This window comes from Pedobacter sp. GW456-11-11-14-TSB4 (genome assembly GCF_059424425.1).
In genome coordinates this window covers 1029566-1053070 of record NZ_JBWKZK010000001.1, presented here as the reverse complement: position 1 = coordinate 1053070, position 23505 = coordinate 1029566, and the positions used below count along the sequence as shown (strand labels likewise).

The 23505-nt window shown below is 35.1% G+C and carries 20 protein-coding genes; 10 read left to right on the top strand and 10 right to left on the bottom strand.

The window, feature by feature from the left end:
• Positions 1-5 precede the first annotated feature (5 nt).
• From AC07XU_RS04740 to AC07XU_RS04725, 4 genes are read left to right on the top strand one after another with little or no spacing between them, the layout of a single operon-like run.
• Positions 6-260: a hypothetical protein gene (locus AC07XU_RS04740; protein ID WP_494942470.1), complete on the top strand. Its 255-nt coding sequence runs from the start codon at positions 6-8 to the stop codon at positions 258-260.
• A 30-nt stretch (positions 261-290) separates the two neighbouring features.
• Positions 291-1379 carry a metallophosphoesterase gene (locus AC07XU_RS04735; RefSeq protein WP_494942469.1) on the top strand — a complete coding sequence of 363 codons (1089 nt, stop codon included), beginning with the start codon at positions 291-293 and terminating at the stop codon, positions 1377-1379.
• Between the two features lie 2 nt (positions 1380-1381).
• Positions 1382-1612, top strand: a complete 231-nt coding sequence (locus AC07XU_RS04730) for a hypothetical protein (RefSeq protein ID WP_494942468.1) — start codon at positions 1382-1384, stop codon at positions 1610-1612.
• Positions 1613-1614: 2 nt separating this feature from the next.
• Positions 1615-2265 carry a hypothetical protein gene (locus AC07XU_RS04725; protein WP_494942467.1) on the top strand — a complete coding sequence of 217 codons (651 nt, stop codon included), beginning with the start codon at positions 1615-1617 and terminating at the stop codon, positions 2263-2265.
• A gap of 530 nt (positions 2266-2795) precedes the next feature.
• Here the strand turns inward: AC07XU_RS04725 and AC07XU_RS04720 are convergent.
• The 3 genes from AC07XU_RS04720 to ffh form a co-directional block, all read right to left on the bottom strand.
• Positions 2796-3107 (bottom strand): transposase, encoded by a 312-nt coding sequence (locus AC07XU_RS04720; protein ID WP_494942466.1) that lies wholly within the window; start codon positions 3105-3107, stop codon positions 2796-2798.
• Positions 3108-3327: 220 nt separating this feature from the next.
• Positions 3328-4866: a YifB family Mg chelatase-like AAA ATPase gene (locus AC07XU_RS04715; RefSeq protein ID WP_494942465.1), complete on the bottom strand. Its 1539-nt coding sequence runs from the start codon at positions 4864-4866 to the stop codon at positions 3328-3330.
• A gap of 571 nt (positions 4867-5437) precedes the next feature.
• Entirely contained in the window at positions 5438-6778 is a 1341-nt protein-coding gene (gene ffh, locus AC07XU_RS04710) for a signal recognition particle protein (protein ID WP_494942464.1), read from the bottom strand.
• A gap of 464 nt (positions 6779-7242) precedes the next feature.
• On the opposite strand from ffh, the gene AC07XU_RS04705 reads away from it, so the two are divergent.
• A complete protein-coding gene (locus AC07XU_RS04705; protein ID WP_494942463.1) occupies positions 7243-9669 on the top strand; it encodes a DUF5916 domain-containing protein in 2427 nt (808 codons plus the stop codon).
• Positions 9670-9674: 5 nt separating this feature from the next.
• Here AC07XU_RS04705 and AC07XU_RS04700 read toward each other — a convergent pair whose 3' ends face one another.
• The 6 genes from AC07XU_RS04700 to ruvX form a co-directional block, all read right to left on the bottom strand.
• Positions 9675-10667 carry a DUF3078 domain-containing protein gene (locus tag AC07XU_RS04700; RefSeq protein WP_494942462.1) on the bottom strand — a complete coding sequence of 331 codons (993 nt, stop codon included), beginning with the start codon at positions 10665-10667 and terminating at the stop codon, positions 9675-9677.
• Between the two features lie 353 nt (positions 10668-11020).
• On the bottom strand, positions 11021-11773 hold the full coding sequence (locus AC07XU_RS04695) for a hypothetical protein (protein WP_494942461.1): 753 nt from the start codon (positions 11771-11773) through the stop codon (positions 11021-11023).
• 62 nt (positions 11774-11835) lie between these two features.
• Positions 11836-12687 carry a glucosaminidase domain-containing protein gene (locus AC07XU_RS04690; RefSeq protein WP_494942460.1) on the bottom strand — a complete coding sequence of 284 codons (852 nt, stop codon included), beginning with the start codon at positions 12685-12687 and terminating at the stop codon, positions 11836-11838.
• Positions 12688-12740: 53 nt separating this feature from the next.
• Positions 12741-13436 (bottom strand): glucosaminidase domain and LysM peptidoglycan-binding domain-containing protein, encoded by a 696-nt coding sequence (locus AC07XU_RS04685; RefSeq protein ID WP_494942459.1) that lies wholly within the window; start codon positions 13434-13436, stop codon positions 12741-12743.
• Positions 13437-13509: 73 nt separating this feature from the next.
• Positions 13510-14142 (bottom strand): O-methyltransferase, encoded by a 633-nt coding sequence (locus AC07XU_RS04680; RefSeq protein WP_494942458.1) that lies wholly within the window; start codon positions 14140-14142, stop codon positions 13510-13512.
• A 5-nt stretch (positions 14143-14147) separates the two neighbouring features.
• Positions 14148-14564, bottom strand: a complete 417-nt coding sequence (gene ruvX, locus AC07XU_RS04675) for a Holliday junction resolvase RuvX (protein ID WP_494942457.1) — start codon at positions 14562-14564, stop codon at positions 14148-14150.
• A 409-nt stretch (positions 14565-14973) separates the two neighbouring features.
• Between ruvX and AC07XU_RS04670 the strand changes: the two genes are divergently transcribed.
• The 4 genes from AC07XU_RS04670 to AC07XU_RS04655 are packed head-to-tail and all read left to right on the top strand — an operon-like array spanning position 14974 to position 19295.
• Positions 14974-16122 carry a DNA polymerase III subunit gene (locus AC07XU_RS04670; RefSeq protein ID WP_494942456.1) on the top strand — a complete coding sequence of 383 codons (1149 nt, stop codon included), beginning with the start codon at positions 14974-14976 and terminating at the stop codon, positions 16120-16122.
• Between the two features lies 1 nt (position 16123).
• On the top strand, positions 16124-17629 hold the full coding sequence (gene ricT / locus AC07XU_RS04665; RefSeq protein ID WP_494942455.1) for a regulatory iron-sulfur-containing complex subunit RicT: 1506 nt from the start codon (positions 16124-16126) through the stop codon (positions 17627-17629).
• Positions 17622-18101, top strand: a complete 480-nt coding sequence (locus AC07XU_RS04660; protein ID WP_494942454.1) for a gliding motility lipoprotein GldH — start codon at positions 17622-17624, stop codon at positions 18099-18101. The genes ricT and AC07XU_RS04660 overlap by 8 nt, the downstream gene beginning before the upstream one ends.
• Positions 18102-18104: 3 nt before the next feature.
• Positions 18105-19295: a thioredoxin family protein gene (locus AC07XU_RS04655; protein ID WP_494942453.1), complete on the top strand. Its 1191-nt coding sequence runs from the start codon at positions 18105-18107 to the stop codon at positions 19293-19295.
• Between the two features lie 21 nt (positions 19296-19316).
• Here AC07XU_RS04655 and AC07XU_RS04650 read toward each other — a convergent pair whose 3' ends face one another.
• A complete protein-coding gene (locus AC07XU_RS04650; RefSeq protein WP_494942452.1) occupies positions 19317-20618 on the bottom strand; it encodes a UDP-N-acetylmuramoyl-tripeptide--D-alanyl-D-alanine ligase in 1302 nt (433 codons plus the stop codon).
• A 92-nt stretch (positions 20619-20710) separates the two neighbouring features.
• Between AC07XU_RS04650 and AC07XU_RS04645 the strand changes: the two genes are divergently transcribed.
• Positions 20711-23197: a M14 family metallopeptidase gene (locus AC07XU_RS04645; RefSeq protein ID WP_494942451.1), complete on the top strand. Its 2487-nt coding sequence runs from the start codon at positions 20711-20713 to the stop codon at positions 23195-23197.
• Positions 23198-23505: the final 308 nt, after the last annotated feature.

Here is a 23505-nt window from a genome sequence, read left to right as displayed (position 1 = left end):
GAACTATGCAACTACCATTTGATATAGAAATTGGAGCTATAAATTATGCTATTTTTCCGGAAGGAAATGATACTTATGTTGTTTTTAAAGAAGGAAAAGAATATGCTCACATACAAAAAGACAACGCCGAACAATGGTTAAAATTAGATAGCGTAACTGGTATTCTGAAGTTTGATTTTGATGAAGAAATTAACCAAATTGGAAAATTAATTACCGAATACCATGAAAATCCTCCAATAGATGAGGATGATGAAGAATAGTTTTTGTTAAAACCACTTATTCTCAATTTAATGCGTAAACTTTTACAGAAATTATTAAGTGGTTTTGTAATTAGAATGGCGAATAAGTACTCATCTCACCCCAAAAAGAAAAGGGTACATGATGCTTTATCAAAACTATTTAATCAAATTCAAAAAAATCCAGGTAAGCGGGGATTGATGATTGATTTTAACGTTGCAGATCGTTTCATCATCTTTTCTGACCAACACAAAGGAGCAAGAAATTTTGCAGATGATTTTGGTTATGCGGCAAATAATTACCAAGCTGCATTAAGCTATTATAACCAAGAGCAATTCATTTTTATTAGCTTAGGTGATAGTGAAGAGCTGTGGGAAAATACTTTAGACGAAGTAAAAAAGCATAATGCAGGTTCCTTTCTTCTTGAAACCGAATTTTTGAAACGAAAAGCATTTGTTAAAATTTTTGGTAACCATGATTTGTATTGGGATAATGATCCGTTAGCAGCTTATCATTTAGAAAAAATTTATGGGGAGAAGCTAAAAGTTTTTGAGGGATTAATATTAAATACCACAATTGCCAGTCAGCCTTTGTCTATTTTTCTAACTCATGGTCACCAAGGGGATTTTGCCAGCGATGGAAATTGGTTTAGCAAATGGTTTGTATCTCGTGTATGGGCGCCATTGCAAGCTTATTTACGCATCAATCCCAACACACCAGCATTTAGCCACCAACTTAAGTCTGTACACAACCAATTGATGTATGAGTGGGCTGCAACACAGCAATCGGTTTTAATCACAGGGCATACACATCAACCTGTCTTTAATTCGTTAACCCATTTAGAGAGAATTTACATCAAACTTGATGCTGCCCAAAAAGCAAATGATACAGTTGAAGAAGAAAAGTTGTTAGCGCAATTAAAAAAGGAAAAAATAATGGGCGCTGAAATACCAGTTTTTACTGCCACTAAGCCAAATTATTTTAATACGGGCTGTTGTTGTTTTAACGATGGTGATATTACTGGAATAGAGATTAGCGCTGGTAAAATAAGATTGATTAAATGGGGCTATCGCGAAGATAAATCTTCTGAAAGAATTGTATTAGAAGAAACAGATTTAGCTAACTTACAACACAAAGTTTAATTATGGATGAATCGTTTTTTATAAAAGTAAATGGTATTGTTTACGAGATTATACCCGAAGAGGAAGGCACTTTTACCATCTTTAAATTTGATGCAGAATACATGCAAATTTTACGCAACCGCAACAAAAAATGGATGCGCATTGATTACAAAACTGATGAACCAATTTTAGAAGAAAATAAAGAAGTTGAAGATGTGGGTAGGTTGATAGATCGTTATTTGGAGAAGGAATAAGTATGTGCGCTAAAAAAATCTCAGATTATGATATATCATATGCAGAGGTAATGCTCTTGGCCCTTTCAAATAAAATTGACATTAGATTAAATAATTCAGATTTTAATTATTTGTTAGACAAGAATTATTTTTTGGATTATCTAGTTTATCCCAACGAAGAAACTATGAGTGATTTAATCTCAATGTTAAAGGAGATCACTCAAGATAAAGATAAAATATTCGCTTTTACCTTACCAAGATATTCTACAGAAATACGAATACTTGACAAAGATGAACAAGTGAATGAAATTCTCTCAGATTTAAATGTTGATGTCGCCATCGAACTTATCCAATCATCAAAAGATTTGTTGAATAATATAACAGATGTCCCAGACGCGGACTTTCCATACCTGTTTGAAAATGTCGAGGTTTTAGGTGATTTTCTCACTTCTGAAAATGACGATTTAGACTTAATACTCATAAGTACCGCTTTTTTTTCGACTCGATTTGACTGGATATTTATCTTTGACTATGAACTTGAGGCTATACATTTTATGTGTAAGGAAGATTTGAGAAAGATTTTGATAAGGAATGAATTTTTCCAGAAGAACAAATATACGTCTATCGAAGTTCGTGATATGATACAGCAAATAAAAAATGAAAATCTTCAGTAGTTTGATAATGTCACAGGCTCTCAACAGCATAAGATTAGTGTCTGTTTTTGGTACGAGTTAGAAACTCTTGGCTGGTGCTAGCCTGCAGCTCGTACCTTTTATACTATTTTCAATCGCTATATAACTCACAAGCTTGTGTCAACATTATTGAAAGTTTAGGTACGAGTTAGAAACTCGCACCAGCAAATTTTAACTAACGTTGCTATTCGAGATGTTAAGCGAAGCGCATCTCGAATGACAGATAATAGGGATTTGCAATCCCAAAAATAAATCTTCTTTCTACTATTTTTCCCTTCAAAAAATCACAAGTAAAAGAAACAATAAATCAAATCCCGTATTCCATAATCAAATCCAGTTTTCCTTTTCTAATGCCATAGTAATATCCACAACTGCTATATAAATATTCTTCTTCTTTTTCAACTATGCCTGCTTTAACCGGATTTTGATGCATGTAATTTAATTTTGTTTCAAAAAATTCTAAAGTAAATATTTCTTCTCCATGATAACCTTCTTGCCAGAAATTAATCTCATTATCGCCAATTTTTTCGACTTTCGGTAGCGTTATTAGCTATTGCATCTACGATTTTTGTAGCCGTGTATTTTTTAAAATCTCTAATGATATCGGTCAATTTATTCTTATTGCTGCTAATTATCATGTGGATGTGGTTAGTCATTAGTACCCAGCCATACACTTGAAGCCCTTTGTTTACTTGGCAATGCCTGATGCTGTCCAATAAAATTTCTTTATATACTTCTTTAGTAAAAACATCAATCCATTGATGCACTGTGCAGGTAATAAAATATTGTCCTTCTTGGTTTTTTATGGTATATGTTAATCCCATTGTTTTTGTGTTTTGGGATTACAAATCCCTGTTTATCGTGATGTTCGAGATGCGCTGCGCTTAACATCTCGAACAGCAAAAAAAGATTATAAAGTATAAACCTTCTCTGTAGTAAAACTTGTATTTTCTGCTCATAATAAAAAATATTTAATTACGAGCTACAAGCTCGCACCAGCATAAAGCAAATAGCTCTCACTACCATACACCATCAAAAGCCCACTTACCCTCCCCAGCTTTCTCTATCTAAACTTCTGTAATGTATCGCCTCAGCTAAATGTTCTGGTTTAATATTCTCGCTTTCAGCTAAATCTGCAATTGTTCTTGCAACTTTTAAAATGCGATCATAAGCTCTGGCAGATAAGCCCAATTTCTCCATTGCTCGCTTAATTAAAGTTTGTCCAGTTTCGTCTATTACACAAATTTGGCGAACCATATTAGGGCTCATTTGCGCATTAAAGTGCAAAATATCATTGTTTTCAAATCGTTTATCTTGCACAACTCTTGCTTTCATAACACGTTCTCTAATCAAGCTGCTTTTTTCCGCTTCGCGGGATGAGGCCAATTCTGTAAAATTTACTGGCGTAACTTCTACGTGTAAGTCAATTCGATCTAGCAATGGTCCCGAAATTTTGCTCAAATATTTTTGTACAATCCCTGGTCCGCAAAGGCATTCTTTTTCTGGGTGATTAAAAAAGCCACAAGGGCATGGGTTCATCGAAGCAATTAACATAAAACTCGATGGATATTCTACCGAAAAACGAGCTCTCGAAATGCTTACTTTTCTATCTTCCAAGGGCTGTCGCATTACCTCTAAAACGGTACGTTTAAATTCCGGCAGTTCATCCAAAAATAACACACCATTGTGTGCTAAAGAGATTTCTCCGGGCTGCGGATTTATGCCCCCACCTACCAAAGCAACATCAGAAATGGTATGGTGAGGAGATCGAAAAGGTCGCTCTGTCATCAATGCATTTGCCGTTGGCAATTTTCCTGCAACAGAATATATTTTGGTGCTTTCTAAAGCTTCGTGTAAGTTTAAAGGGGGTAAAATAGTTGGTAATCGTTTGGCCAGCATGGTTTTGCCAGCTCCCGGCGGACCAATCATTATCACATTGTGACCACCAGCTGCAGCAATCTCTAAAGCCCTTTTAATATTCTCCTGACCTTTAACATCCGAGAAGTCTTGTTCATAACTGTTTATTTGGTTAGAAAATTCGGCTCTTGTATCAACAACAACTGGCTCAGGCTTATTTTTGCCATTAAAAAAGTCGATCACTTCTTTTAAATTTTCCATGCCATAAACCAAAACATTGTTTACAATGCCCGCTTCACGAGAATTTACTTTTGGTAAAATAAAACCTTTAAAATGATCATTTCTGGCCTGTATAGAGGTTGGTAAAGCACCTTTAATACTCTGCAAACCCCCATCCATAGAAAGTTCTCCCATGAGAAAGTATTGATCTAATTCATCTACTTCAATTTGCCCAGAAGCGGCCAAAATACCAATGGCAATAGGCAAGTCGTAAGCCGAACCCTCTTTTCTAATATCAGCTGGGGCAAGGTTAACCACTATACGCTGCCTTGGCATACGATAACCAGATGTGGTAATGGCACTTTCTACCCGAAACATACTTTCTTTAACCGCATTATCAGGCAAGCCCACTACATAATATTTGGTGCCACTAACAATACTTACTTCAATGGTGATGGTTAAAGCATCAACACCATATACTGCACTTCCATAGGTTTTTACTAGCATAATCTTAAATGTATGCAAAGCAAAATGCATTTAAAGCATTGATTTTAAAATACAAACCAGCAGATAAATTCTTTAATTTTTAGGGAATTTTATTTCCATTTTGGAAACATATTTTGTGTTTACACCCTCCAATAAATCTAAGGTCATCTTATTCTTAAAAAAATAAACTACATTCCTAGGTCATCTCAGGTTCCTTAGTTGGTTAAAAAACGCTACCACCTAACAAACCTAAGGTCACTTAAGTGGTAGAAATACGAGCAATATACCTTAGGTTTTCTTAGGTGCCTTAGGTGGTTAAAAAATTCACCACCTAAGAAACCTAAGGTCACTTTAGACTTTAACGATGAGTTGTTACATGCTGAAAGTTTTTTCAAGTTCCTTAGTTGGTTAAAAAACGCTACCACCTAAGAAACCTAAGTTCACTTAAGTGGTAGAAATACGAGCAATATACCTTAGGTTTTCTTAGGTGCTTTAGGTGGTTAAAAATTGTTGTTTAAAAAAATCCCGAAGCATTTTGCAACGGGATTTATTATTCTTAAAAGCCTTTAATCTATAAGATTTAAATAAAAACTTACATTCTGCCTTGTGGCATTTTTGGCATATTTTTCATAATTTTAGCTGCTGCCGCAGGATTTGAGAATTGTTTCATCACCTTGCGCATATCCTCAAATTGTTTAATCAACTTAGTTACTTCTTCAACTTTGTTGCCAGAGCCTTTTGCAATTCTTAAACGGCGACTTTGCTGTATGCTATCAGGGTTTTCTTTTTCAAAAGGAGTCATCGATTGAATAATCGCTTCCACATTTTTAAAAGCATCATCATCAATATCAACGTTTTTCATCATCTTACCAACTCCAGGTATCATGCCCATCAAATCTTTCATGTTACCCATTTTTTTGATTTGCTGTATCTGATTGTAGAAATCGTTAAAATCAAATTTATTCTTGCGGATTTTCTTCTGTAATTCGGCTGCTTCCTTCTCATCAAACTGTTGTTGCGCTCTTTCTACTAACGAAACAACATCACCCATACCCAAAATACGCGAAGCCATTCTGTCTGGATAGAAAACATCCAAAGCTTCCATTTTCTCGCCAGTACCAATAAATTTAATCGGTTTGCTTACAACCGATTTAATTGATAAAGCTGCACCACCACGTGTATCACCATCTAATTTGGTTAAAACAACACCAGTAAAATCTAATCTATCGTTAAATACTTTAGCGGTATTTACCGCATCCTGACCAGTCATCGAATCTACTACGAATAAAATTTCGTGAGGTTTGGTTTGTGCCTTCACTTCAGAAATTTCATTCATCAAACTTTCGTCTATAGATAAACGACCAGCAGTATCAATAATAATTACGTTGTTGTTGTTCTTTTTACCTTCGGCAATACCTTCTAAAGCAATAGCAACTGGATCTTTAGAAACTGTATTGGCGTAAACGGGTACACCAATTTGCTCACCTAAAATCTGCAATTGATCTACTGCCGCTGGGCGGTAAACATCACCAGCAACCATAATAGGTTTTTTACCTTTACTTTTTAAATGTAAAGCCAATTTACCCGTAAAAGTAGTTTTACCAGCACCGTTTAAACCTGCAATTAATATAATGGTTGGGTTGTTCTTTAAATCAAGCTCCGTAACCTCTCCGCCCATCAAAGCTGCCAACTCATCATTCATGATTTTGGTTAGCAATTGCCCCGGAGAAACAGCCGTAAGTACATTTTGTCCTAATGCTTTTTCTTTTACTTCGTCGGTAAAGGTTTTAGCTGTTTTGTAATTTACGTCGGCATCTAACAAAGCTTTTCTAATCTCTTTCATGGTCTCAGCCACGTTAATTTCAGAAATACTTCCTTGTCCTTTTAAAACTTTAAATGCCCTGTCTAGCTTATCCTGTAAATTTTCAAACATCTTTTTACTGCTTTTTACGTAATTTTTTGTAGGCTACAAAGTTATCAAATTTGAGCGAAAGCAGATAATCATTTTGTAAATGAATAATTTATAGAAAGATAAGATAAAATTTGAAGCGCAATTGCAGTTCAATAAACACAATTTCTTCCCGTTTTGCGCTCTTACGCTTCGCTTCGTCGTGCCTCCTAGCTGCAGGGTAACCGCTGCAACCGGGGCTAAAAATTAAGGCATTGTTCATTGGGCAGGTTGCTATCGGGCTACCGAACATGTTCATAAACCCGGTGGCAGCGGCATCCCCCGATTTTTCATCGGGGATATAGCGAACAACGGGACTGCTGGCCGCCACCAAAACTGAACATTAATTTTCTAAAAATTAAAAAAGTAAATAACTGAACAAAAATATTTTTTCTTAATGATGCAACATTTTGAATGTAAACTTACTCTTATGGTTACAACCATAACAAATGAAACTTTTTTTACCTCTCATACTTTGTGCTTTTTTTTCGATAACTAGTTTTGCGCAAGCACCCATCAAGAAAAAAATACAAGCGCAAAGAACAACTACAAGCCCCAAAATTGATGGCAATTTAAATGATGCAGTTTGGAATGCAGCACCTATTGCAACAGATTTTATTGAGTTGCGACCAGTACCAGGGCGTGTAGAGCCTAGGGATGGCAGAACGGAGATTAAATTTTTATACGATGATTATGCGATCTACATTTCGGCAAGAATGTACGATAAGCCAGATAGTGTTGTGAAAGAATTGGTAGCCCGAGACAATATAGGTAATGCAGATTTTGTTGGAATTGTGTTTGATACTTTTTTAGATGGTGTTAACGGATATGGATTTTATGTTACGGCTGCAGGTGTACAATTCGACGCGAAATACTCTTTAATTGCTGGCGAAGATTCTAGCTGGAATGCCGTTTGGGATAGCGAAGTAATAGTTGACGATAAAGGGTGGACAGCAGAATTTAAAATTCCGTATTCAGCATTGCGATTTTCAAGTAAAGATATTCAGAATTGGGGCATGAATATAACGCGAAAACGCACAGGCACTAACCGACAAACATTTTGGAACTTTGTAGATCCAAAAATAAATGGATTTATTAATCAGAGTGGTGTTTTAGAGGGTTTAAAGAGTATAAAAGCACCATTACGTTTATCTTTTTCGCCATATCTATCGAGTTTAATTACGCACTATCCGCACAATACTGTTGGTGTAAAAAATGCTCAAGCTACTATAAATGGCGGTATGGATGTAAAGTATGGCATCAATCAGAGTTTTACGCTTGATATGACTTTAATACCAGATTTTGGCCAAGTACAAAGTGATTATAGAGTGTTGAACTTAACTCCTTTTGAGGTTAAATTTAACGAGAATAGACAGTTTTTTACAGAGGGAACCGAGCTTTTTAACAAAGGTGATTTATTTTATTCTAAAAGGATTGGATCAATTCCATCCTACTTTGATAAGAGTGGGTTAAAAGCAACTGATAAAGTAATTAAAGATCCGCAAGAAGGAAAAGTGCTAAATGCCACTAAGATATCTGGACGAACAGCCAAAGGTTTAGGAATTGGTATTTTTAATGCCATTACCAATACCATGTATACTGAAGTTGAAGATCAGAATGGCAATAGAAGTAAATTTGTTAGTCAGCCATTAACTAATTACAATATTTTTGTATTAGACCAAACCTTAAAAAATAACAGCTCTGTAAGTATAATTAATACCAATGTACTTAGGCAAGGCAGTGCTTACGATGCCAATGTAAGTGCGACACTATTTAATTTTAACGATAAGAAAAACACTTATTTTATTGATGGAGCAGGCAAAATGAGCTATTTAACAGCTGATCCTGTTAAGGAAAACAGAAATGGTTATAGTTATGATTTGAGCTTAGGAAAGAAAAGTGGTTCGTTTACTTTTAGATATGGTCAAGAATTTGCCGATACAAAGTTTGACCCATCTGACATGGGTTTTTACACCAATAACAACTTTTTTGATCAGTCTTTAAACTTTGGTTATACTGTTTTTAAACCTGGTAAATGGTACAACTCTATTGAAACATGGACAGAAGTTGAATATTCAAGAAGATTTAACCCAGGTGATTACCAAAGCTTAGGGGTTTTTCCAGGGGTGTGGGTTCAGTTTAAAAATCTATGGTCTGCAGAGTTAAATGCAAATTATTTAGCCCCAGCAAATGATTTTTATGAAGCTAGAAATGGGCAGGTTTTTAAAGCGCCAGAAAGCTATAGAATTGGTGTTTTTGTTAATCCCAACAGAGCAAAGGCCTACAATTTTGGAGGAAATATAACTAGAACTAAGCGAGCATTGTTTAATGGGGAAAATTACAACTTTTACTTTTTTCAGAATTTGAGGTTAAGTGATAGGTTAGCTTTTGGATTAGATTTAAATTATAGTCCGAGTTATAACTACGTTAACTGGGTTGGATTTAATGGATCACAATCTGTTTTCTCGAGGTATGATAGAAACACAGTAGAAAACACCATGGATGCAAAATACAGTTTTAGCAATAGAATGGGAATTCAGCTTGGTGTAAGACACTACTGGTCTGATAGAAGAAACAAAGAGTTTTTCGGATTAAACAATTCTGGCGGGTTAGATGCCTACACTGGTCCTGCTTTGCAAAATGCCGATAGAAACTACAATGTTTTTAATATTGATTTGGTTTATTCATGGGTGTTTTCTCCGGGTAGTGAGTTAAGCATAACTTACAAAAATGCAGCAGAAAATAACGAGCAATTTTTAACCAAACGTTACAATAGAAATTTTAGCAACATTGTTTCTGGTCCACAGAACAATAGCTTATCTGTTAAGGTATTGTATTTTATAGATTACTTAAATTTGATTAAAAAGAAGGCATAAAAGATTTACCTCGGAAACGCAAAAACCAAACCAAGCGCTAAGGTTTGTGCGCCCTGTATTTTCGAATCTGTATCTCTATCATATAAACCAACACCGGTAACAGAAACGTTCATGTAGCGGTTAATTTTCGCAATAACGCCAACGTCTAGTCTGTGGTCAATATGTCCAAAATTATCATAAGGGATAAACATATTATATTTGGTTTTTAGCGTAACGTTTGTAAAAATCTCTTTTTCAAAGTTGGTAACAACCTGAAAAGCCAATTCATTTCTAACTTTTTTACCAATGTCTACACCGAAATTTTTCGGATTTGTTCTGTACAATGCGGTATCTAAAACAAAAGTTTGGCGGGCAGTACCTGTACCAATTCGGGTAGAGAAAAACTTAGAAGGTTTGTATTCAAAACCGAATGATTCAGTTAAATAACCTGGCGACATAAATTTAGACAACAAATTTTCTCTTTCATTGCCTTGAGCATCTCTACTGTAAGAAAAACCATCATCAAACTGCGATTCGAAGTTAATAGATGCGAAAAAATACCAGTTTTTAGAAAGTTGTACCGCAGCTTTATTATCCCAATAAATACGGTCGGTAGTTTTTTTCTGCAGCTGTCCTTTGTTTTTTACCTTGCCATATTGCAATATCACCTCACTGGCATAACTATAGCTTTCTTTACTGTACTCGGCTTTGTAATTTACCAAACCACCAATAGCCAAAGAGTTTACACCACCGCCATTCCAGTTATCACTAAACGAGGCTTGGTTAACATTTATGCCTACAGAAGTTTTTGTTTTCCAGTAGTTAATTTTGGCATCAACTAAAGCTGGTTTTAAAGGCACTGGTTTAAATTGTAAAACACCCATTCGTGAGGGTAAGGGACTGCGTTTTAACTTAATATCTAAATCTTTAGTGGGTATCGGAATGGTATCAACTTCTTGAGCAAAGATATTCGCAGAAAAGATAATTGATATTAAAAAAGGGAATAATAGGTTTTTCATTTGTATTACAAATAAAAACAAAAATTACGCGGAATAAAAATTTATCCAGTTATACCATTTTCGTTTCGACAAATAATATTGGTCATTTTCAAAGCGATATGCTTCTTTTTCAAAGCTAATATTTAGATACGCTTGGTAATGGTTTTTGTATTTTAAACGGTTAAACAAGTAGTTAATTACATATAAAAAATAAAAAGGAATTATAAGCAATTCTAACTGCTGTCTAAGATGTATTCTTTCGTGATTAATTAATACTTTGTCGTTTTGTTGGGATTTATCTCTCAATAAAATAAACGGAAAAATTGCCATTGCATTGGCAGATAATTTTGGTATGATGATAACCCAAAACTGCATTAATTTTCTAAACTTAAGTTAGGCACATTAACCGTTGGTAATTTTGGCAACCTAAACATTGCAGGGTTTCTTTTGTAAGAAGCATAACTATTTCTTACAAATTGTACAAAAGCATAATCTGAAGCGGTTAATACCAATTGATAAGTTGGCCTATACTGAAACATAAAATCACTAAGTTCTGGCTCGCCAACGCCAATTATTCCTTTAACATAATCTGGTCTAAAGCGATAATCAATAATCGACTCGCGATAGTCTTTCTCTAAAATCGCTTTTAAATGCCTTGCATTTTTACCCGATCTACTTAACAAATTGTAAATAGCATCTATGCCTAAACCAGCGCCACGTGGCCCAATGTTTAGTAAATCTTTTGAACTGCCTTTATCTAATGCATATTTATATTCTTGCAGTTTTTTAGAATATTGTTCAGCAGGTGTGGGTTGTTTACCAAAAATTTTAACTTCTTTAAGTTTAATAACCAATGCTCTTAACTGAAAAATAATGGCACTTTGTCCTTTGTAAATCACGGTATCCATGCCGTAACCACTTAGTGCAGCAAATAAAGTGTCACCAACTTTTGCATTTGTAGTAAACTCACCTTTGGTATTGTTGTATAATCCTTCATCAGTTGCCGGATTATAGATATAAACTTTAGCTAATCTTAACTTACTTTCCTTGTCAATAACAAAGCCTTGCACAGCTTTATTTTGCGCAAACAGCGGTGCAATACACAAGGTGGAAAAAAGAAAGATCAACAAAAATTTCATTTGCAAAGCAAAACTACAATTTAACAAATTAAACGTAAGCTATCTTAACATTATTTAACTACCAATAGTTTTTGTCCAATTTTGATATTATTATCGGTCATTTTATTGAGTTCTTTGAGCTCATCAACGGTAATTTTATACAATTGCGAGATTTTAAATAAAGTATCACCTTGTTTAACAGTGTAATATTTATCTGTAGATAAAACAGCATTACCATTACTTGGCGGATCTTTCGGTGCAACTGCAACAGGAGTAAATTTCTTTTTTTCTATAGGAATATTAGCATTGATTTCTGTAAAAACCCTATCTTCTCTTGCTATTTTTTCATTTTCAGATTCTGGAGAATCATATTGGTTAAGTTGATACCTTTCAATAATACCAATCAGCAGATCTGGATATTTCGGGTTGGTTGCATAACCAGCAGTTTTTAAGCCGATTGCCCAGTTTTTATAGTCGTTTTTATCAAGCTCAAATAAAAAACTGTAACGCTTGCGTTTTAAAAATTCAGAATGATCTTTATATGATTCTCTGGCATCTTTATACACTCTAAAACAATCGTTGTTCTTGTCGTCGTCTTTATAATATGCTCTGCCTTTCCAATCTGAGGTACATTTAATCCCAAAGTGATTATTGGCGTATTTAGCTAAGCTGCTATTTCCTTTATCAGATTCCAAAATACCTTGCGCCAAAGTAATACTTGCCGGAATCCCATATTTATTCATTTCTTCTATTGCTACAGCCTTAAAAGCATCAATATAAGTGATGGTAGTGTAAGTATTAAAATTAGGATTTTCTTTAGTCGCCGCTTTCTCAATTTGCTTGTTGTTGCGACTATACTGTCTCGATTTACAAGCGCTTAAAAAAAGCAAAGCTACGGCAGTAAAAAGTATCGTTTTCTTCATTATAATCTTAATTGTCAATCAGGTTATATTGTTTATCATTTGTATTGATGATTTCACAATTTCAGTTTTTGTCCGGGTTGTAGCAAAGCTGATCTTAAATTATTCTTTTTCATAAGCAAAGCTGATGTTGTCCGGTTTCTTTCAGCAATTTTATTCAGGTTATCTCCCTTTTTTACAATATAAATCTTTTTGCTGGCAGATGATTTTTTCTTAAGCGCAGTGCTTCTTTTGGTTTCAACTTCTACGGCGGGAATTACCTCTTCTAAATAATCATCTGGCCTTTCGTCATATTCATAAAGCTCATATTTATTAATTAAAGCAATTACTTGCGATGCCCAACTTCTACTTGCTGCATAACCACCCCGCTGTATTCCTCTTGCCCAATTTTTATAATCGTATTGGTCATATTTGTCAAACAAAACATCAAAATAAGTTCTACTCTGTAAAAAAGAAATGAAGTGATTGTAGGATGAATCTGCATCTGGATAATCACGATAAGCAGAGCGAATTTCGGTATTGCTATTTGGACCTTTAATGCCAAAATGGTTGTTTAAATGTTGTGCAATTTTGCTTTTGCCAGCTGCAGATTCATGGATAGCTACAGCCAGAATAATACTTGCCGGAATATCATGTTCACGCATCAATTTTTGAGCATGATCTGAGTGATCAGCAATATAGTCTTCTGTGCTTTGCGCTTTAACTTTCGAAAGCATTAAAAGAAGTAAGCAAAAAGTAAATATTTTTTTCATTGTTAAATTGTTTTATTGTCCAATTGTTGGTTATAAGCTGAATAAAACTGTCAACTGACAATTGCTAACTGAATTATTTTTTCCTGATCACAAAAAGCCCATCTCTTACCGGCAAAATCAATTTTTCAACTCTGTTATCTGCTGCAATTTGATCATTAAAAGAGCTAATGTTTTTGGTGTCTTTGTCTTGCGCTTTACTTAATACTTTGCCGCTCCAAAGCACGTTGTCTACAATAATTATTCCACCAGGTTTTACCTGTTCGAAAATCAAATCGTAATAGGTGCCATTGTTTTTTTTATCTGCATCAATAAACACCAGATCAAAAACTTCATCTTTTAAAGATTTAATACCCTCCTGTGCATCGCCAATAATGTATTTTATTTTATCGTTTAATTCAGATTTTGCAAAATTGGTGCGAACCATATCTTCTAGCTCTGCATTACTATCTAACGTATAAATAATACCATCATTCGTTAAACCTTCTGCCAAACACAAGGTTGCATAACCCGTAAAAGTGCCAATTTCTAATATCCTTTTAGGATTATTCATTTTACTGAGCATACTCAACACTCTACCTTGGTAGTGGCCACTTAACATACGCGGCAACAATACTTTAAGGTTGGTTTCTCTATCAATATGTTTTAGCAAATCAGTTTCTGGTTCGCAATATTGTAACAATAAATCTTGTAGTTCGTCGCTAATCATTGTGCTTATAAACGGTGTTGTTCCATAAAATATTGCAAAATTATAGTGGCTGCAATAGTGTCAACCCTTCCTTTGTCTTTCCTATCATTCTTTTTTAAACCGCTTTGCATAATGGTTCGCTCAGCCAATTTAGAGGTATATCTTTCATCAATCCAATGGATAGGAATGCCAGGGAAATTCTTTTTTAAAGTTGTTGCAAAGCCTTTTGCATGCTGTTTAGATTCTGATGGCGTGCCGTCCATTTGTATGGGGTCGCCAATTACAAATGCCTCTACCTGCTCTGTAGCCAAGTATTTTTTCAAAAAATCTAAAGCATCTTTTGGGTGAATTGTATCTAATCCGGTTGCTATAATTTGCAAAGGATCGGTTACGGCAATGCCGATACGTTTAGTACCATAATCAAAAGCAAGGATACGAGCCATTTGGCAAAGATAAGATTTTTAAAATAGTGAGTTTTGATAGTTAGCCGATACTGAGTAAAGTTAAAAATGCAATTATTATTTGAAGAGCAAAATCAGTGCTTTTGGTTTACAGCAGTCCCGCCATCGCTTCAACTCCTTACCCAATTAAAATTGGGTTGCGGGCTTTCTCGCTTTTGTCGGGTCTAGTTTATTTAGGTTTACCCAAGTAACCCAAACCTGATTGGAGTGAGCACGTAGTCCCGACCTTTAGGTTGGGACGAAGTAAAACGCAAAGCAGGACTTTCGCAACCGATGAAAAACCGAACCCTGCTTTTCAAAAAATACTTCTTTACACAACGCTCATATCTACATAACCTATTTTCTTAAATCTCCTATCTAACATCTCGCATCTATTTCTTATTTTGCACCAATGCAGTTTAAAGAGATTATCGGACAGGAGAATTTAAAAAAACACTTGATACAAACCGTTGTAGAAAACAGGGTTAGTCATGCACAATTATTTTTGTCTGCAGAAGGAAGTGGCGCATTACCGCTGGCTATTGCCTATGCCCAATACATTAATTGCCAAAATAAAACCACAACAGATAGTTGTGGCGAATGTTCTTCATGCCGCAAGTATGAAAGATACATACACCCAGATTTACATTTTTCTTATCCATTTTTTGCATCAAAAGATGCTAAAATTGCGGTTGATGTTTTAGAGGAGTGGCGAAGTTTGCTATTGGAAGATCCATATTTTGATCTAGATATTTGGCGCTCTAAACTAAATGCAGAAAATAAGCAAGCTAACATCCCCATTGCTGAATGCCATGATATTATTAAAAAATTAAGCTACAAAGCCTTTGAGGCAGCAACCAAGGTGCTGATTATGTGGCTGCCAGAGTTTTTGGATAAGGAAGGAAACGCTTTGCTAAAAATTATTGAAGAACCACCTGCAAATACATTGTTTATTTTAGTGGCTCAAAATCAAGATCAAATTTTAAATACCATCTTATCGCGTACGCAAATTGTTAAAATACCAAAATTAGCAGATAGTGATATTGAAAGTTATTTGATTGATCGATCGCAGCTATCAGAAAATCAGGCAACAGAATATAGCTTTTTGGCCGATGGAAATTTGATTACTGCCAAAGCACTTTTACAAGATACACCAAACAATAATGCTAGTCATTTTGCAGAATGGTTGCGTATGGGTTTTGGCAATAAAGTGCCGGCAATGATTGATTTTACAGACGATGTTGCCAAATGGGGAAGAGAAAATCAGAAAAACTTCTTAAAATACGGCATCAACTTTTTACGCGAATGCAGTTTGCTTTTAAGCGGAGCTGATGATTTGGTAAAATTGCCACATCAAACTTTAGAGGTGGCTAAAAAATTATCAACCCATGTGTTAAATTTAGCCATGGTTGAAGCATTAATTAACGAACTGGAGCAAGCGCATTATCACATTGAAAGGAATGCGAATCCGAAAATTCTGTTTTTAGATGTATCTTTACAATTAGTTAAAATAATTAAGTTTAAAACGCTCCCCAAGGGGACTCAATATATATACAATTAATATGGGATGTGGAAGTTGTTCAACAGGAGGCGGTTGTGCCCCCTCTGGCTGCAAAAGTAATGGCTCATGTCTTACTGGCGGATGCCAAAAAATGGAAGTTCATGATTGGCTATCGAATTTGGATATGCCATCTAATTATATACCTTTTCAAGTAGTTGAAGTAAAATTTAAAGGCGCTAGAAAAGAATTTTTTTTAAATAACGATAACATTTACCTCGAAATAGGTGAATTGGTGGCCGTTGAAGGTGCAACTGGTGGTTATGATATTGGCCACATATCTTTAACAGGCGAGTTGGTGCGTATGCAAATGAAGCGCCGCAAAACACCACTAGATCAAGTTACGCGTAAAATTTACCGTAAGGCTACAGAAGCTGATGTTGATAAATGGAAATTGGCTAAAGATATGGAATGGGAAACCATGCATAAAGCCCGTACTTTAGCATTAGATTTACGTTTATCGATGAAAATTAGTGATGTAGATTACCAAGGCGATAAAACAAAAGCGACATTTTTTTATACAGCAGAAGGTAGGGTTGATTTTAGGGAGCTGATTAAAAAAATGGCTGAAACTTTCCGTATCAGAATTGAGATGCGCCAAATCGGGATGCGTCAAGAAGCTGGTCGTTTAGGTGGTATTGGTTCATGTGGTAGAGAGTTGTGCTGCTCTACATGGTTAACTAATTTTAAAACAGTTTCTACAGCTGCGGCTCGTTACCAAAACCTTTCCTTAAATACATTAAAACTCGCCGGACAATGTGGTAAGTTAAAATGTTGTTTAAATTATGAGTTAGATACCTATTTAGACGCGTTGAAAGATATTCCAGATCGTATCGAATCTTTGCAAACAGAAGTTGGGGTTGCTCGTCATCAAAAAACCGATATTTTCAAAAAATTAATGTGGTTTAGTTATGCCAATCAAGAAGATTGGATCCCGCTAAAGGTTGATCGCGTAAAAGAAATTATGGCGATGAACAAAAAAGGCGAAAAACCTGTAAATCTTAAAGATGAAGCAGTTGAGCTAAAAACCACTGCTATAGTAGAAAAAGTACATGATTACGAAAATGTTGTTGGTCAGGATAGTTTAACAAGATTAGATGAAAGATCAAGAAGCCGTAACAACAACAATAACCGAAATAAAGGTAATAATCCGAACAACAAAACTGCTAATCCGAACCAGAGGAACGATCGCAATCAAAACCGTGGTCCAAAGCCTACAAACCCAAATCAGCAGCCGCAACAAGCCAAACCAAACAGCCAGGCTAAACCAGCTGTAGCAAAGCAACAAGGTCAAAAACCTAATCAGCCAAATGTAGTACAAGCGAAGCCGAATGTTAATCCAAATCAGCAGCCAAAACCTAACCCTAATGCTCAAAAACCGGCTTTAGAAGGTGGCGAAAAACCACAGGGTTCGGCACCAAAGCAAGGCAACAGAAACAATAGGAACCGGAATAAAAATCGGAATAAAAATAAAAATACTGACTCGTCAGCTCCAAAGCCAAATGAATAAATTAAAGTGCTTTTTAACAGTTTTAGCGATGATGTTAACATTAGCCAGTTGTAATAATAACAGCCTTATTGATACCAATGAAGCTGTTGCCGATAACAATTGGACTTATGCTAAAACTGCGAAGGCTGTTGTAGAGATTAAAGATATCAATCAATCTTACAACATCTATTTTAAGCTTCGCCACACGGCAGATTATCGCTATGCGAACTTATTTGTATTAGCTCATGTTAAAGGCAATGGTTTAAAAAAAAGCACTCGATACCAATTTAAAATAGCAAAACCCAATGGAGAATGGTTCGGGAAAGGATCTGGGGATATCTACAGCAATAATTTTACATTATTAACTAACTATCGCTTTGCGAAACCTGGTAAATATGAAATTGAAATTGAGCAAAATATGCGTGATAACCCGCTAGTTGGTGTTAGTGATGTTGGAATAAATGTAGAAACTGCCGAAGCGCAAACCCCTTAAAACATGAAAAAATTTGCTTTTATAATTTGTATTTTATTATTCGCAGTTACAGCAAATGCCGAAATTAACTTTTTAGATAATCCGGCTTGGAGTACTGTTTTGGAGAAAGCAAAAAAGGAAAATAAAATCATTTTTTTAGATGCTTATGCCACGTGGTGCGGGCCTTGCAAGCAAATGGATAGCGAAGTTTATACAGATAAAGCTGCCGCAGATTATTACAACGCAAATTTCATAAACGTTAAATACGATATGGAAAAAGGCGAAGGGCCGATGTTAGCAACAAAATATGCTGTAACTGCATATCCTTATTTACTTTTTATTAATGCCGATGGCGCAATGCTACATAAAGGTATCGGTTACAAACCCGCAGCAGATTTTGTTAAATTAGGGCAAACAGCTAAAGAAGCTACATCTCAGTATTATACCTTAAAAAAAGATGCTTTAAGTTTAAATAGCGAACAGTTTTTAAAATTTGCGGCAATGGCTGGAGATTTTGAAGATGAAGAGGCGGATCAAATCATTAGCGACTACCTAGCTAAGCAGCCAAATATCTTAGCCAATAATGATTTGATCGAATTGGTAATGTTGCATGTATCTGGCTTGCAAAATATAAAGGAGCTTAGGTATTTTAAAGCAAATAAAGAGCTAATCCTTAAATCTGGTAAGTTTAGCGAGGCAGAATTTGACGAGCGATTGGTGAGTTTAACTATGGCCTATGCTTTATCAGAAGAAGTACAAGATCCAGAAGCAGACCAAGTTGATTATGATAAAATGAATGTGGTTTTGAAGGAATTTATACCAGAGAAAGCATTTTTTATTACTCAATATTTTAAAACACAATTTGCTTTAGACAATGCTAAAACAGACGAAGCACTGGTTGAATTTAATGTAATGATAGACCATACACCTACCAAAGTTAATTTTGATCAATTGTGTAATGCGTTTATGAATATGGGCCCAAGGTTTGCCGAATTGGGTAAAATAGAGCCCTTATTTGCAAAGCTAGATGCCATAAAACTATCTGGAGACGATTTGTCCAAAGCCTTTATGAAAGATTTGGTTAAAGCAATTTTATATATTAAAACTAAAGACTTTGCTAAGTTTAAGCTAAAGGCAAACGAAATGATCGCAGATAAAAACGTTCCTGAAAACGTTAAATCTGATTTAAAAATGGCTTTAGAAAGAGTGCAATAATAGCAAGCTAACAATTTCTATTTACAGAATTGGTAACAACTGTTCTAAGGCCATGCCTCTACTCCCTTTTAACAATACTAAACTATTTTTAATAGGATGTGTAAGTAAATATTCTTTTGCCTCACTTGGATTTTCGAAAAACTCAGCTCCTATTTGCCCCTTTAATTGGTAAAAGTTTTTTCCGATGAAAATTACAGTATCAATCTGATTTTCTGAAGCTAATTTAGCTACTAACAAATGTTGCTCAGCAGCTTCCGGCCCTAGCTCAAACATATCGCCAATAATGGCAGTTTTATGTGCTCCATTTAAAGCCTTTAGGTTATTTAAAGCAGCCGTCATGCTACTAGGATTAGCATTGTAAAAATCGCAAATTACAGTATTGCTTTCGGTTTTGGTTAGCTGAGACCTGTTGTTGGTTGGGTAATAATTGGCTAATCCTGCATTTATCTTTTCTGCACTAATTTCAAAGAAATCGCCAATACAAATCGCTGCTAAAATATTTTCGAAATTATATGTTCCAGTTAAATTGGCTTTAGCATCGTAAGTAGCAGCATGATTTGCCCACTCAAATTCTATAAACGGATCGCTGTGTTTAAGCTGGCCACTTATTGCATTTTCTTTTTCCGAACCATAATAAATTACTTTGTTTAAATCAGCTTTGCTGCTCATTTCTAACAAATAAGGGTTGTTTCTGTTGATAAAAGCACAGCCACTATGCGCTTTAAGATAAGCATACAATTCTGCCTTACCTTTTTTTACGCCTTCGAAACCACCAAATCCATCTAAATGCGCCATACCCACATTGGTAATTAAACCATGCGTAGGCTGTGCAATTTCGCACAAAAGCTCAATTTCTTTTTGGTGATTAGCCCCCATTTCTATAACCGCAATTTCTACATCGCCCTGCATAGAAAGAATAGACAATGGCACACCAATATGGTTATTTAAATTTCCTTTGGTAGCAAAAGTATTAAATTGCTCTGCAAGCACAGCTCTAATCAATTCTTTAGTAGTGGTTTTTCCATTACTTCCCGTTAGGCCAATTACTGGGATATTTATTTGCTTTCTGTGATGTTTTGCTAAATTTTGCAATGCGATTAAAACATCATCAACCAATAGATAGCGATCGCTTTTTGCAAACTTTGGATTATCTATAATGGCAAAAGCCGCTCCATCTATCAATGCTTGCTCTGCAAAAGTGTTGGCATCAAAATTTTCTCCTTTTAGGGCGAAAAACAAACAATCAGTAGTAATTGACCTTGTATCGGTACAAATTATAGGATGTTTCTTGTAGATTTCGTAAAGTTGTTCGGTATTTGCCATTTGCGCAAAGCGGATAAATTGAATCGTAAAATTACAAATGCAAAGATAAATACAAAATCCTTTTTAGTATCATTGAAAAATATTCTAGTAAAATGAAGAAATACATACTTTCCTTAATCTTTGCAGGTTTTTTAGCAACAACTGTTTTAGCACAAATTCCATCGCCTGATGAATTTTTAGGATATCCTTTAGGCAGTAAGTTTACTCCACATTATAAAGTTGTAGAATATTTTAAGAAGGTTACTGCTAGTGCAAAAAACATCCAGTTACAAACTTATGGAAAAACCTACGAGGGAAGAGAGCTTTTGTTAGCGGTAATTTCTGATGAAGCTAACATGAATAGATTAGAGCAAATAAGAAATAATAATCTTGCTTTGGCAAATGCCGATAAAAATGCTTCGAAATTGGCTAATCAACCTGCTATTCTATGGTTAAGTTATAATGTACACGGAAACGAAGCAAACTCTACAGAAACCTCAATGAAGGTTTTATATACTTTGGCAAAAGCCGAAGATAGCAATACAAAAGCATGGTTAAAAAATACAATTGTAATTGTAGACCCCTGTTTAAACCCCGATGGAAGAGATAGGTATGTTGTGAATTACAATCAGGTAAGCGGAAAAATTCCAAATCCAGATCCTAGTGCTAGAGAACATACTGAACCTTGGCCAGGCGGTAGACCAAATCACTATTATTACGATTTAAATAGAGATTGGGCATGGCAAACTCAAATAGAGACTCAGCAAAGAATTATTGCCTACCATAAATGGATGCCACAGGTGCATGTAGATTTTCATGAGCAAAGTTACAATGAGCCTTATTATTTTGCGCCTGCAGCAGAACCTGTTCATCAAGATATTACGACTTGGCAAAGAGAATTTCAAGTAACAGTAGGTAAAAATAATGCAAAATATTTTGATCAGAATGGATGGCAATATTTTACTAAAGAGCGCTTCGATTTATTGTATCCATCTTATGGTGATACCTATCCGCTTTACAATGGGGCAATTGGGATGACTTATGAACAAGGTGGTATCCGTGCAGGCTTGGCTGTAATTACAAATGATGGCGATACGCTAACTTTAAAAGATAGAATTGAGCATCATTTTACCACTTCAATGGCTACTTTGGAAACGGTTGCAACTCACTCAGATAAATTGGTGAGCGAGTTTAAAAAATACTTCGAGCAAAGTGTGGCTAATCCTCCAGGCAATTATAAAACATATGTAGTAAAAGCTCAAAATATTTCTCGTTTGCGCAAACTAGCAGAGCTTTTAAAGAAAAATAATATTGCTTTTAGTTTTGGAGCAGATAAAACATTAATTGGCTATAACTTTGAAACCCAAAAAACAGAAAGTTTTAAATTGGAGCGAAATGATTTAGTGCTAAACTTACAGCAGCCAAAAGCAGTTTTGGCAAGTGTATTATTTGAACCGCAAACTGTAGTTACTGATTCTAATACTTATGACATAACAGCTTGGGCTTTACCATATGCCTATGGTTTAAATGCCTATGCCCTTAAAGAATCAATTACAGGTAGCTTTAATAATATTGAAGATTTGAAAACTAATGTTCTCTTAATTGATAAACCTTATGCTTGGGTTTTACCATGGAGTTCTGTTACAGATGCTAAAACATTAATTGCATTACAAAATGAAAAAGTTAAAGTTCGCATTGCTGAAGAAGGTTTTACAGTTGGATCAAAAGCTTTTCCTGCTGGATCTTTACTCGTTTATAGAGCCGAAAACGAGCGTGTAGTTAAAAATATTAATCAATTGTTAACTAAGGTAGCAGCAGATTTTAGTACAACCTTTTATCCAATTGCTAGTGGCTTTGTAGATAAGGGAAAAGATTTTGGTTCTTCTGTTTACATGATGTTGACTATGCCTAAAATTGGGATGGTTACAGGGCAAGAAACTTCATCCCAAAGTGTAGGCGAAATATGGTATTTTTTTGAGCAGGAGCTTAATTATCCAGTAAATATGCTAACTACTCAAAGTTTAGCTTACTTAGATATCAATAAGATAAATACCTTGATTTTACCCGATGGATCATATACAGATAAAGTAGCTGAGCAACTTACTAGTTGGGTTAATTTAGGAGGAAAATTGATTTTAATTGAAGATGCAATTGGTGCCATGATAGGTAAAAAACCATTTGATATTAAGAGAAAAGTATTTCCTAAGGTGGAAGAGAAAGAATTGAATGAACGTAAATATTCTGAGAAAGATAAAGACGATTTACAAAACTCTATTCCCGGAGCTATTTACAAAGTATCATTAGATCAAACTCATCCTTTAGCTGCGGGTTTAGGTAAATTTTATTATACTTTAAAAACAGATGAAAAATTATACGAGCCATTAGAGAACGGATGGAATGTTGGTTCTTTAACTGCCAACAGTTACATGTCTGGTGTTGCTGGTGATAATGTGAAGAAAAAGCTGAACTCAGGTTTGCTATACGGAGTACAACAAGCAGGAAGAGGAACAATTATTTATCTTGGTACCGATGTTTTGTTTCGTTCGTTTTGGGAAAACGGTAAACAAATGTTTGCCAATGCGCTGTTTTTGGTTAGATAATAGGGAATTTAAAAATTATTAGTTAGCTATCTTCATAGAAAATAAAGTTTTTTACAGCGTAATATCCGAAGCGATTATTTTGTTTAATAACCTAATTAAATAGGAGCTTTTGATGAGCTCTTGGTATTCTTCTGCGCCATAGAATATGGCAATTGATGTAAATAAACAAGACACTCTGTGTTAGATAAAGTTAAATTTAGGGGTTTTAAGAACTAATTGCTCTACTATCCTCAATCATTTCCTCAAATGCTTAGGCTTACCAGATAGAGAAGATGTGCTTTTTCATTTGATCTAATAAGCAGACAAAT

Excerpts from the sequence above, each read along its gene's own strand:
- AC07XU_RS04735 (WP_494942469.1), top strand. The coding sequence starts at position 291 with ATGCGTAAACTTTTACAGAAATTATTAAGTGGTTTTGTAATTAGAATG.
- AC07XU_RS04730 (WP_494942468.1), top strand. The coding sequence starts at position 1,382 with ATGGATGAATCGTTTTTTATAAAAGTAAATGGTATTGTTTACGAGATT.
- AC07XU_RS04655 (WP_494942453.1), top strand. The coding sequence starts at position 18,105 with ATGAAAAAATTTGCTTTTATAATTTGTATTTTATTATTCGCAGTTACA.
- AC07XU_RS04705 (WP_494942463.1), top strand. The coding sequence starts at position 7,243 with ATGAAACTTTTTTTACCTCTCATACTTTGTGCTTTTTTTTCGATAACT.
- AC07XU_RS04740 (WP_494942470.1), top strand. The coding sequence starts at position 6 with ATGCAACTACCATTTGATATAGAAATTGGAGCTATAAATTATGCTATT.
- AC07XU_RS04690 (WP_494942460.1), bottom strand. The coding sequence starts at position 12,687 with ATGAAGAAAACGATACTTTTTACTGCCGTAGCTTTGCTTTTTTTAAGC.
- AC07XU_RS04715 (WP_494942465.1), bottom strand. The coding sequence starts at position 4,866 with ATGCTAGTAAAAACCTATGGAAGTGCAGTATATGGTGTTGATGCTTTA.
- AC07XU_RS04670 (WP_494942456.1), top strand. The coding sequence starts at position 14,974 with ATGCAGTTTAAAGAGATTATCGGACAGGAGAATTTAAAAAAACACTTG.
- AC07XU_RS04645 (WP_494942451.1), top strand. The coding sequence starts at position 20,711 with ATGAAGAAATACATACTTTCCTTAATCTTTGCAGGTTTTTTAGCAACA.
- AC07XU_RS04720 (WP_494942466.1), bottom strand. The coding sequence starts at position 3,107 with ATGGGATTAACATATACCATAAAAAACCAAGAAGGACAATATTTTATT.
- AC07XU_RS04650 (WP_494942452.1), bottom strand. The coding sequence starts at position 20,618 with ATGGCAAATACCGAACAACTTTACGAAATCTACAAGAAACATCCTATA.
- AC07XU_RS04680 (WP_494942458.1), bottom strand. The coding sequence starts at position 14,142 with ATGATTAGCGACGAACTACAAGATTTATTGTTACAATATTGCGAACCA.
- ffh (WP_494942464.1), bottom strand. The coding sequence starts at position 6,778 with ATGTTTGAAAATTTACAGGATAAGCTAGACAGGGCATTTAAAGTTTTA.
- AC07XU_RS04685 (WP_494942459.1), bottom strand. The coding sequence starts at position 13,436 with ATGAAAAAAATATTTACTTTTTGCTTACTTCTTTTAATGCTTTCGAAA.
- ruvX (WP_494942457.1), bottom strand. The coding sequence starts at position 14,564 with ATGGCTCGTATCCTTGCTTTTGATTATGGTACTAAACGTATCGGCATT.
- AC07XU_RS04725 (WP_494942467.1), top strand. The coding sequence starts at position 1,615 with ATGTGCGCTAAAAAAATCTCAGATTATGATATATCATATGCAGAGGTA.
- AC07XU_RS04660 (WP_494942454.1), top strand. The coding sequence starts at position 17,622 with ATGAATAAATTAAAGTGCTTTTTAACAGTTTTAGCGATGATGTTAACA.
- AC07XU_RS04700 (WP_494942462.1), bottom strand. The coding sequence starts at position 10,667 with ATGAAAAACCTATTATTCCCTTTTTTAATATCAATTATCTTTTCTGCG.
- ricT (WP_494942455.1), top strand. The coding sequence starts at position 16,124 with ATGGGATGTGGAAGTTGTTCAACAGGAGGCGGTTGTGCCCCCTCTGGC.